9 protein-coding genes are annotated in these 15085 nt (G+C 70.1%); 3 read left to right on the top strand and 6 right to left on the bottom strand.

Going from position 1 to position 15085, the window contains the following annotated elements:
- Window positions 1–64 precede the first annotated feature (64 nt).
- From Q9R39_RS17365 to aspS, 4 genes are all read right to left on the bottom strand, one after another.
- Window positions 65–970, bottom strand: a complete 906-nt coding sequence (locus tag Q9R39_RS17365; RefSeq protein WP_078112346.1) for a transglutaminase family protein — start codon at window positions 968–970, stop codon at window positions 65–67.
- Window positions 967–3693 (bottom strand): circularly permuted type 2 ATP-grasp protein, encoded by a 2727-nt coding sequence (locus Q9R39_RS17360; RefSeq protein WP_311277877.1) that lies wholly within the window; start codon window positions 3691–3693, stop codon window positions 967–969. Before Q9R39_RS17360 ends, Q9R39_RS17365 begins: the two co-directional genes overlap by 4 nt.
- Entirely contained in the window at window positions 3690–7190 is a 3501-nt protein-coding gene (locus Q9R39_RS17355; protein WP_311277876.1) for a transglutaminase family protein, read from the bottom strand. Before Q9R39_RS17355 ends, Q9R39_RS17360 begins: the two co-directional genes overlap by 4 nt.
- 169 nt (window positions 7191–7359) lie before the next feature.
- Window positions 7360–9192 carry an aspartate--tRNA ligase gene (gene aspS / locus Q9R39_RS17350; RefSeq protein WP_311277875.1) on the bottom strand — a complete coding sequence of 611 codons (1833 nt, stop codon included), beginning with the start codon at window positions 9190–9192 and terminating at the stop codon, window positions 7360–7362.
- Window positions 9193–9334: 142 nt separating this feature from the next.
- On the opposite strand from aspS, the gene Q9R39_RS17345 reads away from it, so the two are divergent.
- Window positions 9335–10192 (top strand): neutral zinc metallopeptidase, encoded by an 858-nt coding sequence (locus tag Q9R39_RS17345; protein ID WP_058250327.1) that lies wholly within the window; start codon window positions 9335–9337, stop codon window positions 10190–10192.
- Window positions 10189–11868 carry a DUF885 domain-containing protein gene (locus Q9R39_RS17340; protein WP_311277874.1) on the top strand — a complete coding sequence of 560 codons (1680 nt, stop codon included), beginning with the start codon at window positions 10189–10191 and terminating at the stop codon, window positions 11866–11868. The genes Q9R39_RS17345 and Q9R39_RS17340 overlap by 4 nt, the downstream gene beginning before the upstream one ends.
- Before the next feature lie 111 nt (window positions 11869–11979).
- On the opposite strand, the gene hisS is transcribed toward Q9R39_RS17340, so the two are convergent.
- Window positions 11980–13245 carry a histidine--tRNA ligase gene (gene hisS, locus Q9R39_RS17335; RefSeq protein ID WP_058250325.1) on the bottom strand — a complete coding sequence of 422 codons (1266 nt, stop codon included), beginning with the start codon at window positions 13243–13245 and terminating at the stop codon, window positions 11980–11982.
- Window positions 13242–13982, bottom strand: a complete 741-nt coding sequence (locus Q9R39_RS17330; protein ID WP_078112340.1) for an MBL fold metallo-hydrolase — start codon at window positions 13980–13982, stop codon at window positions 13242–13244. The genes hisS and Q9R39_RS17330 overlap by 4 nt, the downstream gene beginning before the upstream one ends.
- Before the next feature lie 186 nt (window positions 13983–14168).
- Between Q9R39_RS17330 and Q9R39_RS17325 the strand changes: the two genes are divergently transcribed.
- Window positions 14169–15085, top strand: a 917-nt coding sequence (locus Q9R39_RS17325) for a peptidylprolyl isomerase (RefSeq protein ID WP_311277873.1), incomplete at its 3' end; no start/stop codon positions are given.

Here is a 15085-nt window from a genome sequence, read left to right as displayed (position 1 = left end):
AAACGTGCGCCGAAAACACTGTGGCACAGCGACTTACCGAGCAAGCGAGTCCGATGTGCCTGGTTCAACCCGCGGCGAGGTCATCTGTCGGCCGGACGTCGACCGACACGTCGATCCGGCTCTTCGTGGAATCGGTGTAGATGACCCCTCGGAGAGGCGGCACGTCGTCGTAATCCCGCCCCCACGCCAGCGTGACGTGGCGTTCGTCGACCAGCTTGTCGTTGGTCGGATCGAACGACAGCCAGCGGCCGTCGGGCATCCAGACGGCCGCCCAGGCGTGACTGGCGTCGGCACCGAAGACCTTTTCCTTGCCGGGCGGCGGCTCGGTCGCGAGATACCCCGACTCGTACCGCGCGGCGAGACCCTGTGACCGCAGACAGGCGATCGCGATCCGGGCGAAGTCCTGGCAGACGCCCTCGCGACGCTGCAGGACGGTGTCGACCCGCGTGGAGATGGCCGTCGACCCGGACCGGTAGGTGAAGTCGGTGAAGATCCGCGACGTCAGATCGATGACCGCCTCCGCCAGCGGCCGACCGGGGGTGAAGATGCCGGCGGCGTAGTCGCGCACCGCGGGGGTGATCTCCGGCGGGTCGAGATCGAGGACGAACTCGGCGGCCAGGGCGCTGTCCCGCCCGTCGACCACGCACGGTCGCGCCTGTTCCCACGGACCCCGGGCCGCCGGACTGAGGAGGACGCCCGGGTCCACGGGATCCACCTCGACCACCGACCGCGCGGTCACGGTCAGCTCGCGGTGCGCGGTCCGGACATGGAAATAGCTGTCGTGGTTGCCGTAGACGTCGAGCCCCGTCGACCGGTCGTCGGGTTCGGGGTCGATCTCGATCGACGTCGAGTGCACGCGCTGGCCGGGCAGGTCGCGCGGGGTCAGATGGCAGCGCCCGTACGAGGACGACACGTCGTCGTCGTAGGTGTAGCTGGTCCGGTGCAGCACACGGTAGACGCGCGTGCTCACGATTCCCCACCGGCCCAGATCGGTCGCGCCTGGCGCGGGGTGGCGAAGCGGGTCCGGGTGAGCAGATCGGAGAGTTCACGCGCCCCGTTGCGCAGGGTCGTCATCAGTTCGACGAGTTCCGGACGCCTCCGGTCGGCGTCGACCCGCACGAGGTCGGCGGGGTCGCCGCGGCGCAGTTCGGCGATCATGTCCTGCACGGCCCGTTCGGCGCCCGCCGACCGCAGGGTCTCCGGTACGGACGACAGGTCGGCGTTCATCTTGTCGAGACAGAAGATCATCGACCGGGGATTGGTCGGGTCGAACAGCAGCAGCTCGGCGACACTGGCCGCCTGATACAGCCCGCGGTTGCGGCGACGGTAGATCACCGACGATTCGTTGGCCACCAGGTACGACTCCAGCAGCGCCTGCTCGACGTCGGTGTCCTGCGCGTCGGCGAACATCGCGAGCGTGAGGTCGGCGAGGGTGACGGCCCGTTCGATGCGTCGGCCGACGTCCATGAACATCCAGGCCGGATCGTGCACCATCGACTCGGCCTGCAGCCCGGTCAGCGCCAGGACGCCGTGCAGGATCTCGTCGTGCGCGCGGGCCAGATCGGGTCCTAGGTCCAGCGCGGCGTCGCCCGCCCCGGCGTCCGCGCGCGACCGGAGGACCAGCCGGGTCGTGCTCGCCATGATCCGTTCGACCGGCGCGAGCACCATCCAGGTGCTCGTGGACATCTGGTCCCGGACCGCCCGGACCGTGCTGATCAGCCGGTCGATCGAGTAGGCGATGGTCCCGGGCACCGATCGCGACACGGTCAGGTCGGCGATCTTCTCGATCGCCTCGTTGACCTGATCGGGTGACCGCGGCCGGTCCGAACCCGGCAACAGCAGGTCGGCGGTGTCCAGATAGCGCGCGGTGCCCGTCACCGTGGCGACCGCGTGCAACAGCAGCGGTACCGCCGGCGTACCCGACATCCACGGCCGATACTGGAAGTCCTGATAACGCTCGCGGGACACCTTGGCCAGGCGGGTCACGAGCTCGGTCCGCTCCCCGTAGCGGCCCAGCCAGAACAGGTCCGCCAGGACGCGCGGACTGGCCGCGGCCGCGACGTCGGAGTACTCCCGGGTCACCGGGCGACCCGCCGACGTGCCCGCGACGACCTCCCCGGCCGGCTCACCGCGGGTCTCCGACCGCCGCGACACGTGCCCGCCCACCTCGGTACTGGTGACCCACACGTCCTTGGCGGCCACCACGTGGTGGGCGGCGCCGGCGACCCCGTCGGCGAGAACGGCCCCCAGGCCGCCCGGCATGACCGCGTACCCGGGACCCTGCGCCACGCTGAACGCGCGCACCGACACCGGCGCCGCCCGTAGCGCCGCGATCGGTCCACCGGAACCGCTGCCGGGGGTGACCGTCGGGGCCACCGAGAACGCCTCGAGCTCGCGGGCCACCCACTGCCAGGTCTGGGCCTCGATCCGGGCGGCGAGGTCGGCGCGATCGGTCGCTGCGAGCAACGGGCCGTTGAACTCCTCCCCCGTACTCGTGTTCGTCAGGACCAGGGTGGCAAGTCGATCACGAATCAGGCTGCGTTGCAACGGATCTCCGGCCCAGTACGTGGTGACCGAGCCCAGCCGCAGGTCCTCGTCGAGCAGGACGGGCGCGAGACGTTCCAGCACGGTGTGCAGCGCCGGGTTCTCCAGCACCCCCGAGCCGAGGGTGTTGAGGACCGTCACCGTGCCGCGCGAGATCGCCTCGACCAGCCCGGCGACGCCGAGCTGGGAGTCCGTCCGCAGGTCCAGCGGATCGGAGTAGGCGGCGTCGACCCGTCGCAGCAGCACGTCCACCCGCTTGTAGCGACCCAGCGAGCGCATGTAGACCGCGCCGTCCCGAACGGTGAGGTCGGCGCCCTCGACGAGGGGGAAGCCGAGTACCGACGCGAGATAGGCCTGGTCGAAGGCGGTCTCGGACATGCTGCCGGGGCTGAGGACCGCCACCGTCGGGTCGTCGACCCCGGGCGGCGCGTACTCGGTGAGTGCCAGCCGCATCGTGCCGGCGAAGGTGGTCATCGGCCGCGGTGCGCACGCCTGGAACAGCTGCGGGAAGGTCTTCGACATCAGCCGCCGCCCGACGATCGCGTATCCGATCCCCGACGGCGCCTGGGTGCGGTCCCGGTAGGCGACGAACCGGCCGTCAGCAGTACGCGAGATGTCGACCGCGTGCAGGAACAGCGCGTGCGGCCCGGCGACCTCGAGTCGGGCGGCCTTGCGGATGTAACCGGGATGGCCGAAGACCATCTCGGGCGCGACGAGTCCGGCCGCGATCGTCTTCTGGTCGCGGTAGAGGTCACGCAGGAGCAGGTCGAGCAGCATCGACCGCTGCGTGATGGCCTTCTCGAGTTCGGCCCATTCGACGCCGTCGATCACCAGCGGCACCGCGTCGACATCCCAGTCGCGGGTCACGGTGTGCTGACCGTCGAACTCGTTGTAGACCACGCCGTCGTCGCTGACCGCTGCGGCCAGCCGGGCCGCGGAGTCGCGGAGGCGGTCCGGACCGCGCAACTGGTAGATGCGGGCCAGGTCGGCCCACGCCGGACGGATCGCGCCGTCGGCTTCCAGGAGCTCGTCGTAGGAGTTGGCCGGCCGGTCCGCGGATGCGGCCAGACGGGCGGGATCGAAGAGAGTGTGGCCCTCGGCGCGGTAGCGGTCGAACACCGCGGAAGCGTTGCCCGGCGAAGAGGTCACCGAAGAACTGTACGTGCCCGCCGGAGGTCGAGGATCCCGGGCACCCCGAAGTCGGTGGCCTGCCGGGACTGTCGTTCGCGCAACAGCCCGACGTCGACGGTGCCGGTCGTGTGACCGGCCGCCTCGAACCGCCCGTTGCGCCGGGACTCGGCCTCGACCGCGTTCACCGGCGGCCGATCGTAGGCACGTCCTCCGGGATGCACGACGTGGTAGGTGGCACCGCCCACCGACCGGCCGTTGACCGTGTCGATCAGGTCGAAGGTGAGCGGGGTGTCGATGGTGATCGTCGGGTGCAGCGAGCTCGGCGGCTGCCAGGCCCGGAACCGGATGCCGGCGACGCGTTCACCGGTGCGACCGGTGGCGCGCAGTGGAATCGGGAAACCGTTGCAGGTCAACAGGTAACGATCGTCCTCACCACCCAGGACGCGCACCTGCACGCGCTCGACAGAGGAGTCGACGTACCGGGCCGTTCCCGTTCCGGTTGCCTCCTCCCCCAACGTGTTCCACGGCTCGATGGCACCGCGCAGCTCGATCTCCTGGTCCCGGATCTGCACGGTCCCCAGACGCGGGAAGCGGAATTCGGTGAACGGGTCCAGCCAGGCGGTCTCGAACGGATAGCCGGCCTCGCGGAGTTCCTCGGCGACCAGCGCGATGTCGGCGATGACGTAGTGCGGCAACAGGTGTTTGCCGTGGAGGTCGCCGCCGTGGCGGATCAACCGGGCCCGGTAGGGCTTCTCCCAGAACCACGACACAAGGCTCCGCACCAGCAGCGACTGCACCATAGCCATCCGGTGGTGGGGCGGCATCTCGAAAGCCCGCAGCTCCAGCAGGCCCAGCCGGCCGCGCACCGAGTCGGGACTGTAGAGCTTGTCGATGCAGAACTCGGCCCGGTGCGTGTTGCCGGTGATGTCGGTGAGCAGATGCCGCAGCGCCCGGTCGGTGACCCAGGGGTTCGGGGGCGCGCCGTCGAAGCGTCCGCCGGCCCGGGCACCGTCGCCAGAATTCTTGACCGCGAGCCGGTCGATCTCGGCGAAGGCGATCTCCAGCTCGTAGAGCGAGGACTCCCGACCCTCGTCGACACGCGGCGCCTGCGAGGTGGTGCCGATGAACCGGCCGGAGAACAGGTACGACAGCGCGGGATGCCGTTGCCAGTAGGTCAGCATCGACACCAGCAGGTCGGGGCGGCGCAGCATCGGCGAATCGGCGGGCGTGACGCCGCCGAGGGTGATGTGGTTGCCGCCGCCCGTGCCACCGTGGCTCCCGTCGAGGTCGAAGCTCTCGGTGCCCAGCCGCACCTGTCGGGCGTGGTCGTAGAGCGATTCGAGCAGCTCGGACTGCTCGGCGAAACTCCCGGTCGGCTGGATGTTGACCTCGACAACCCCCGGGTCCGGGGTCACCGACAACGAGACGAGTCGCGGGTCGGCGGGCGGTCCGTACCCCTCGACGACGACCGGCGTCGACACCGTGGCGGCGGCGTCCTCGACGAGTTCGACGATCGCGAGATACTCCTCCAGGGTCGAGGTCGGCGGCATGAACACGTGGAGCACGCCGCCGCGGACCTCGGCGACGAGGGCGGTCCGGGGCAGGAACTGCGCGGGGCCCACCTCGCGGACGGTGTGCCCCAGCGCCGCCGACGGGTCGGTCGGCAGGTCGTCGTGGCGTGCGGACGGATCGGCTTCGAACAGCGTCGGGGCCGGACCCCACGACAGCGAGTTGAGCGGCAGCCGCAAGCCGGCCGGCGAGGTGCCGGGGGTCAGCACGATCCGTCCCCGCCGGGTCGTCCACACCGCGCTCTGCCACGCGGTTCGGTCCTCCGAGCGGCTCAGCGGCAACACGTGCGCACTCGGCTGGGTGACGGCGGCGTCGAGCCGCTCGATCAGTGCTCGTCTGCGTCGGACGGAATCCGTTGTCGGCGCGAGGCTCTCGTCGTCGTCGCCGTCCGCCGAATCGGCGTCGACGGAGATCTCGGCCTGCGCGAACGACCGTGCGGCGGGCAGGGTGGGGTCGGTTCCGGGGTCACCGGGCGGCATCGCGGCGAGTTCCCGCATCCGGACCAGCGGGTCCTCGTAGGCCGGCACGACCTGGGCGATCGGAAGTCCCAGTCGCGTCGCGAAGGCGGTGAGCAGTTCCCGTGCCGGGCCGGGGTCGCCGAGGTCGTCGGGGTTCGGGCCGTGGGTCTCGCGGTCGATCGCCGCGGCACAATCGTCGGGCGTCGCCCACGGGTCGGCGAGCAAATTCGGATTCCGCCAGATCGGCAGACCGTCGGCGCGCCACATCAGTTCGAGCTGCCACCGCGGCAGCGGTTCACCGGGATACCACTTGCCCTGGCTGCGCCGCATCAGGCCGCCCGGCGCGTACGCCGTCATGAGGCGGTCGGCCAGCCGCCCGGCCAGCAACCGTTTGTGCGGACCGTCCGCGGCGGTGCGCCACTCCGGGTCCGTCTGGTTGTCGATGGACACGAATGTCGGCTCGCCGCCCATCGTCAGGCGTACGTCGTTGCGTTCCATCCGTTCGTCGACCAGCGCGCCGAGATCGGTGACCCGGCCCCACTGCTCCGCGGTGTAGGGCAGCGTGACGCGTGGGTCCTCGTGGAACCGCGTGACCGTGTTGGTGAAATCCAGAGTGGCGTGGCACGGGCCGGTCGAACCGGTGATCGGTGCGGCGCCGACCGGATGCGGGGTGGCCGCCAAGGGGATGTGCCCCTCGCCGGCGAACAGACCCGACGTCGGATCCAGTCCAACCCAACCGGCCCCGGGGAGGTACACCTCGGTCCACGCGTGCAGGTCGGTGAAATCGGCGTCGGGACCCGACGGACCGTCGAGCGACTTCACGTCCGAGGTCAGCTGGACGAGGTATCCGGACACGAAGCGTGCCGCGAACCCGAGTTCGCGCAGGAGGGCGACCAGCAACCAGGCCGAGTCCCGGCAGGAACCGATGGCACTGGAGAGCGTGTACTCCGGCGACTGCACGCCGGCCTCGAGGCGGACGGTGTAGCCGACGGCGTCGCGCACCGCGGCGTTGAGGCGCACCAGGAAGTCGATGACCCGCGTGCGGCCGGCCGGCCGATGCTTCGCCGCGAACCTCGCGATCTCCGGATGCACCGGCGCACCGGCGAATTCACCGTCGGTGACCCCGGCCGGCCGGAGGAAGATCTCGAGGTCGCGCCGCAGCTCGGCCGGATAGTCGAACCCGTAGAACTCGGCCCACTCCTCGATGAAGAAGTCGAACGGATTGATCGCGGTGAGGTCCGCGACCAGACTGACGGTGATCCCGAGGGTGGTCGAGGGTTTCGGGAACACCAGGCGCGCCAGATAGTTGCTGAACGCGTCCTGCTGCCAGTTCAGGAAGTGCTCACCGGGGTCGACGGTGAGCGAGTACGCCTCGATCGGTGTGCGCGAGTGCGGCGCCGGACGCAGGCGGACGACGTGGGGGTAGATCTTGGTCGGCCGGTCGAACGAGTACACCGTCCGATGCTCGAGGGCAACCTTGATCGTCACCGGCGGAACTCCCCGCCCGGGCCCGTCACCACTATTCCGGCAGCCGACTCGATCCCACCGCTGTGCGCCATGGTGGAGATCTCATCACAGATGACCTCCAGGCGCCGGGTGACGAGCACCGCGCCGGGAACACGGTGGCCGAACTCACGTCGGCCCACCGCTTTTCGGCTCAGGCAGTGCTCCCGGCGTCCTTCTGGTCGGCGCCCTTCTGCTCGGCGTCCTTCTGGTCGGCGCCGCCCCGCGGTGCGGGCTTGGCGTCGATCCCCGATTCCTTGCGCTGCTGCGGGGTGATCGCCGCGGGGGCGTCGGTCAGCGGGTCGACGCCGCCACCCGACTTCGGGAACGCGATCACCTCGCGGATGGACGACTCGCCGGCGAGCAGTGCGGTGATGCGGTCCCATCCGAAGGCGATGCCGCCGTGCGGCGGAGCGCCGTAGGCGAAGGCGTCGAGCAGGAAGCCGAACTTCTCCTGCGCCTCGTCGTGGCCGATGCCCATGATCTCGAAGACGCGCTCCTGCACGTCCCGCCGATGGATACGGATCGATCCGCCGCCGATCTCGTTGCCGTTGCACACGATGTCGTAGGCGTAGGCCAGGGCCGAACCCGGATCGGACTCCAAGGCGTCGATCGACTCCGGCTTGGGCGAGGTGAACGCATGGTGCACCGCGGTCCAGGCCGAATGTCCCAGTGCGACATCGCCGGACGCCGTCGCGTCGGCAACCGGCTCGAACATCGGCGCGTCCACCACCCAGGTGAACGCCCAGTCCCCGTCCTTGATGAGCCCGAGCTTCGAAGCGATCTCACCGCGCGCGGCACCGAGCAGGGCGCGGGTCGACTTCACCTCTCCCGCACCGAAGAACACGCAGTCACCCGGCTCCGCGCCGACATGGGCGGCCAGACCGGAGCGCTCCTCCTCGGAGAGGTTCTTGGCGACCGGCCCGCTGAGGGTCCCGTCTTCGGCGATGAGGACGTACGCCAGACCGCGTGCCCCGCGCTGCTTCGCCCATTCCTGCCATGCGTCGAGCTGGCGGCGTGGCTGCGACGCACCGCCGGGCATGACGACCGCTCCGACGTACGGTGCCTGGAACACGCGGAACGGGGTGTCCTTGAAGTACTCGGCACACTCGACGAGTTCGAGACCGAAGCGCAGATCCGGCTTGTCCGAACCGAATCGGCGCATCGCATCGGCGTAGGTCATCCGCGGGATCGGGGTGGTGATGTCGACGCCGATGAGCTTCCACAGCGCGACGAGGATCTCCTCGGCGACGGCGATGACGTCGTCCTGGTCGACGAAGCTCATCTCGATGTCGAGCTGGGTGAACTCCGGCTGCCGGTCGGCGCGGAAGTCCTCGTCGCGGTAGCAGCGCGCGATCTGGTAGTACCGCTCCATGCCCGCGACCATCAGCAGCTGCTTGAACAGCTGCGGGCTCTGCGGCAAGGCGTAGAAGGTGCCGGGCTGCAGGCGCGCCGGAACCAGGAAGTCACGTGCCCCTTCCGGCGTCGACCGGGTCAGCGTGGGCGTCTCGATCTCGGTGAAGTCGTGGGCGGCGAGCACGCCGCGCGCCGCCGCGTTCGCCTTGGACCGCAGGCGGAGCGCCGCGCTGGGCCCCGCACGCCGCAGGTCGAGGTAGCGGTGACGCAGGCGCGCCTCCTCGCCCGGCGACTCGTCGAGCTGGAACGGCAGCGGCGCGGACTCGTTGAGGACCTCGAGCTCGACGGCGTTGATCTCGATCTCGCCGGAGCTCAGGTTGGGGTTCTCGCTGCCCTCGGGACGCACCTCGACGACGCCGGTCACGGTGACGCAGTACTCGGCGCGCAGACGGTGGGCGGCCGGCGCGACCGACTCGTCGCGGAAGACCACCTGGACCAATCCGGTGGCGTCGCGCAGGTCGATGAAGACCACGCCACCGTGGTCGCGTCGGCGTGCGACCCACCCGGCGACGGTGACGGTCTGCGACGCGTCGGCGCGGCGCAGCGAACCTGCGGAATGCGTGCGGAGCACTGAGGATCCTTCCAGGAGTCGAAATCGGTCGGCGGAAACGCAGACCAGGTGTCCATGGTGCCGTATCCGCGCCCCCGGCCGTCAATCGCATACCTTCGCCGAGGCAGCGAGGGGCGGGTGCCGATCGTGCCAGAATGGCCGCGTGACCTTCCAAGGCAGCGGATCGATCGACACCGGCAGCGTCTCCGGCGGCGGTGGAGGCGGTGGGGGCCGGATCGCGCTGGGCGGCGGCGCGGGACTCCTCATCACGATCGTCGCGCTGTTCTTCGGGGTGAACCCCGGCGATCTGCTCGGCGCCGGCGGCCCCGCTCCCGGCACCTCGTCGGACGCCGCGCAGATCCAGCAGCAACTGGACGAGTGCACCTATGAGATGGCCAACGAGAACACGATCTGCCGGATCAAGGCGACCACCGTCAGCGTCGACACGGTGTGGTCGGATCTGTGGCCCGAGTACGAGCCACCGCAGACGGTCATCTTCTCCGACGCGGTGAACACCGGGTGCGGCGCGGCGAGTTCGGCGACCGGCCCGTTCTACTGTCCCGCCGATTCGACGGCGTACTTCGATCCGACGTTCTTCGCCCAGCTGCGTCGCATGGGCGGCAGCGACGGGCCCCTCGCGCAGGAGTACGTCGTGGCCCACGAGTACGGACACCACGTGCAGAACCTCACCGGCGCCCTCGCCAAGGGTCAGCGGATGGGTTCGCAGGGACCGCGATCGGGTTCGGTGCGGGTCGAATTGCAGGCCGACTGCCTCGCCGGGGTGTGGGCCCATCACGCCGACGACGGCCCAGACGCCCTCCTCGCGCCCATCACCGAGGAGCAGATAGCGACGGTCATCCAGACCGCGAAGGCCATCGGCGACGACACCATCCAGGGCGCGGGCTCCAATCCCGAGGGCTGGACTCATGGTTCGGCCGCCCAACGCACGCGGTGGTTCACCGTCGGCTACCAGTCGGGCGATCCGGATCGCTGCGACACCTTCGCCACCGACGACCTGTGAACGCCACCGACCCGGGCGGGACCGGACCCCGCAGGCCCACCGCCGTCGACGCGATCGCCGAGGCGCACCTGGACCGGTTGTGCGCGCTCGATCCGCTGTTCGCCACCGAGATCGGGCGCGGTGGGCACGACGACCGGCTGACCGACTTCTCCGCGCAGGGGTGCGCCGAACGCGCCGAGGTCGCCGCCGGCACCCTCTCCGCACTGGGCGGCGCCGACGTCGTCGATGCCATCGACCGCGTCACCGTCGCGACCATGAGCGCCTCGCTGCGTCGCGAGCTCGCACTCGCCGACGCGGGCGAGCACATCGGCGACTGCAATGTCATCGCGTCACCGTTGCAGGCGCTGCGCGACGTCTTCGACCTCATGCCCACCGACACCCGCGAGCAGCGGGAGACCTTCTTGTCCCGCCTCACCGCGATCCCGGCGTCGCTCACCGACGTCGTCGACGGCCTCGCCCACCGGCTTCGTCACGGTCCGCCGCCGGCCCGTCGACAGGTGGCGGCGGTCGCCCGGCAGGCCGACACCGCGGCCGATGCCATCGCCGGCAACACCGCACCGATCGCGGCCGACCCGGCGCTCGCCGGCACCCTCGCCACCGCGCTCGACGCGGCCCGGACCTCGTTCGGGACCTTCGCCCACTACCTGCGCACCGGCGTTCTCGCTCAGGCCGTCGACGACGACGCGGTCGGCCGCGACCGCTACCTGCTGCACCTGCCGGCCTACCTGGGCGCCGACGCCGATCCCGACGACGCCTATGCCTGGGCGATGACCCGGTTGCGGCAGATCGTCGCCGAGCAGCAGGAGATCGCGGAGGGTCTGCTCCCCGGACAGGGGGTCGCGGCGACGCTCGCCTGGCTGGATCGTCAGCCGCAGTACCAGATCCACGATCGCGCGGAATTCGTCGACTGGATGCAGGCGACGTCCGACGCGGCGGTCGCCGGTCTGGCGGGCACGCACTTCGACCTCCCGGCCCGGCTGTCCCGGCTGGAGTGCCGGCTCGCCCTGTCGTCGACCGGGATCATCTACTACACCCAGCCCAGCGAGGATCTGTCCCGCCCGGGCCGGATGTGGTGGGCGGTGCCCGACGACCAGACCGTCTTCCACACCTGGCAGGAGAAGACGACGGTCTACCACGAGGGCGTGCCCGGGCATCATCTCCAGCTCGGATCGGCGATCGTCGACCCCGACCTCAACGCCTGGCGCAAGCTCGCGTCGTTCACCTCCGGACACGGCGAGGGCTGGGCGCTCTACGCCGAACGCCTGATGGACGAGCTCGGCTGGCTCGAGGACCCGGGCGACCGCATGGGGATGCTCGACTCGCAGCGGCTGCGGGCCGCGCGGGTCGTGGTCGACATCGGCGTCCACTGCCGCCTGCCCGCGCCGGAGTCCCTCGGCGGCGGGATCTGGGACGCCGACAAGGCCTGGACGTTCCTGACCTCGTCGGTCGCGATGGACCACGCCGTGTTGCGTTTCGAACTCGACCGCTATCTGGGCTGGCCCGGCCAGGCGCCCTCGTATGCGCTCGGCCAGCGCGTGTGGGAGCAGACGCGCACCGCCGCCCTCCGCCGGCACCCGGACTGGACGCTCAAGGACTTCCATTCGCGCGCACTGGCTCTCGGCGGTGTCTCGCTGGACGTCCTCGTGGCCGAGGTCGCCGGCCCGCCCTCCGGGTGAGATCTCCCCGAGGGCGGGCGCCGAAAACCGCCCATCACAGGTCCGCCGGCCGCACATCGTCGTCGGTCGAGCTGTGCGGGGCGGTTCTCAGCGGCGGAATGTGCGGCGGGCTCAGCCCAGGAGGCGACGGACCTCGGCGACCACGTCGTCCAGGGCGACCCGGTGCTGTTCGCCGTTGCTCAGGTCCTTGATCTCCAGCCGGCGCTCGGCGAGTTCGTTCTCCCCGAGCACCAGCGCCAGCCGCGCCCCCGAACGGTCGGCTGCCTTCATCGCACCCTTGAGGCCACGATCGCCGTAGGCCAGGTCGACATTGATCCCGGCGGCGCGCAGAGCGCCTGCGACACCGACGAGTTCGGCTTTGGCCGCCGAGCCCAGCGGCACTCCGAAGACCTGGCAGCGGGCCGCCTCGGTGCCCGCGACGCCCTCGGCCTCCAGCGCCAGCATCGTCCGGTCGACGCCGATCCCGAACCCGATGCCCGACAGATCCTGCTTGGCGCCCAGCTGCCGCATCAGACCGTCGTAGCGCCCGCCGCCGCCGATGCCCGACTGCGCACCGAGACCGTCGTGGACGAATTCGAACGTGGTCTTCGTGTAGTAGTCCAGGCCGCGCACCAGACGCGGGTTGATCTCGTAGACGACACCCAGCCGGTCCAGGTGCGCCAGGACGAGGTCGAAGTGCGCCTTCGCGTCGTCGGACAGATAGTCGATGAGCAGCGGTGCGCCTGCGGTCGCCGCCTTGATCTCCGGCCGCTTGTCGTCGAGGACACGCAGCGGGTTGATCTCGGCGCGCATCCGGGTGGCCTCGTCGAGGTCGAGCCCGAACAGGAACTCCTGCAAGGCCTCTCGATAGCGCGGCCGGCTCTCGTCGTCACCCAGCGAGGTGATCTCCAGCCGGAACCCAGTCAGCCCGAGTCGGCGATAGCCCTCGTCGGCGATCGCGATGACCTCGGCGTCGAGCGCCGGGTCGTCGACACCGATCGCCTCGACGCCGACCTGCTGCAGCTGGCGGTACCGGCCGGTCTGCGGCTTCTCGTAGCGGAAGAACGGCCCGGCGTAGCAGACCTTCACCGGTAGCTGGCCGCGGTCGAGACCGTGCTGGATCACCGCGCGCACCACGCCCGCGGTGCCCTCGGGACGCAGCGTCACCGAGCGGTCGCCGCGGTCGGCGAACGTGTACATCTCCTTGCTCACGACATCGGTCGACTCCCCGACCCCGCGTGCGAACAGCGCGGTGTCCTCGAACACCGGCAGTTCGATGTGGCCGTAGCCGGCACGACGCGCTGCGTCGGTGAGCGTGTCCCGGACCCTCCGGAAGTCCGCCGAGTTCGGCGGGAAGTAGTCCGGGATGCCCCGGGGGGCCTGAAATGCTCCGCTCACAGTCCGTGTCGTCCCTTCGGTCGCGTGCTCTGGTGCTCGAGGCCGGCCAGGAAGGGATTGCTCGCACTCTCCTGGCCGATGGTGGTCTGGGGTCCGTGGCCGGGCAGGACCAGCGTCTCCGCGGGCAGCGGCAGGAGTTTCGCCGCTATCGAGTCGAGCAACTGCTGATGGTTGCCCCCGGGGAGATCCGTCCGGCCGATCGAACCGGCAAACAATACGTCACCGGAGAAGCAGACCCCGACCACCGACGGCGTGTCGGGCCCGGCCTGATCCCGGGTCTCGTCCGGCACGTCGACGTCGACCCCGAGCAGCACGGAGCCCTGTGTGTGTCCGGGCGCGAGATCGACCGAGAAGGAGACCCCGGCGAGTTCCACCGACTCGCCGTCGGCGAACTCGACCACCTTCTCCGGCTCGGTGAACACCTGGTCGCCGATCATCGCGCCCAACGCCCGTCCGATACCGAGACCGGGATCGGCGAGCATCGGACGATCCGCGGGATGGATGTAGGCCGGGATCGAGTACTCGTCGCAGAGTTCCGTCGCGTTCCAGGTGTGGTCGAGATGACCGTGCGTGAGCAGCACCGCCACCGGGGTGAGGTCGTGTTCGGCGAGCAGTTCCCGGACCCGCGGCGCCGCATCCTGGCCCGGATCGATGATCACCGCCTCCGATCCCGCCTCGGCGGCGACGATGTAGCAGTTCGTCTGGAACATCCCGGCGGGGAATCCGGTGATGAGCATGCTGCTCCTCGGGTCGGCGCGGACAGGACGACGCACACACGTCGGTGTCCATTGTTGCGTAGGCGGCATGGCTCGCGACCCGCCGCACCCCGTTCTCAGGTACAACTGGCACACTTGCCCCCGAGTAAGTGACATCCACGACGATGTCGGCACAGCCATGCCGAGGTTTCAGGAGGATCCACCCGCGTGTCCACCAATGAGGAGCGCCGCGAGGCGGCGAAGCGGAAGCTCGAAGAACGCCTCGAGACCGAGCGCCTCGCCCGGCGCAAGCGGAAGATCGTCATCGCCTCCGTCTCGACCGCCGTCGTGGTCGCCGTGGTCGCGGGCGTGACCGCCGTCGTGGTGAAGAAGATCATGGACGACCGCGAGGCCGCACGCTGGACGACCTGCGCCTACGAGGACTCCCCGAGCCGCTTCGACCAGCTGCCCGATCAGGTGCCCGACAACGTCCCGGCCGATCAGCGAGCGCAGTACCAAGCCGAACTCGACGAGCTGAAGGCGGCCGCGGAGAACGAGCGCACCTCGCCCAAGCCCGACGAGCGCGTCCTCAAGTCGGGCACCGAGAAGGCCACGTTCGTCACCTCCCAGGGCACCCTGCCGATCACGCTCGAACGCGATGGCGCGCCGTGCAACACGGCTGCGGTGACCTCGTTGATCGAGAACAAGTTCTACGACGACTCCACCTGCCACCGCATGACCACCAGCGAGACGCTGAAGATCCTGCAGTGCGGCGACCCCACCGGCACCGGCATGAGCGGGCCCGGTTGGACCAGCCCCGACGAGCCGCCGACCGACCTGCAGACGGTCGGGCAGCCGGATCCGACGACCGGTTCGCAGCCCGTCATCTACCCGCGCGGCACCATCGCGATCGCCAACAGCAGCCAGGGCGGACAGAACCCGAACACCGGGTCCAGCCAGCTCTTCATCGTGATCAACGACAGCCAGTTGGGCCCGGACTACTCGATCGTCGGCAAGGTCGACGAACCCGGACTCGCGGTGCTCGACAAGGTCTACGCCGGCGGCATCAACCCCGGCCCGATCGGCAGCCAGCCCGGGGACGGTGAGCCGAAGCTCCCGGTGACCATCGAGACGGCCACGATCAA

It is taken from the genome of Gordonia sp. AC31 (genome assembly GCF_031844505.1).
GTDB classification, from domain to species: Bacteria; Actinomycetota; Actinomycetes; order Mycobacteriales; family Mycobacteriaceae; genus Gordonia; species Gordonia hongkongensis.
This window is presented reverse-complemented; position numbering and strand designations above follow the sequence as displayed.

Bases quoted from the DNA above. Each gene is read 5' to 3' on its own strand.
- Q9R39_RS17330 (WP_078112340.1), bottom strand. From the start codon at position 13,982: ATGCTCATCACCGGATTCCCCGCCGGGATGTTCCAGACGAACTGCTAC.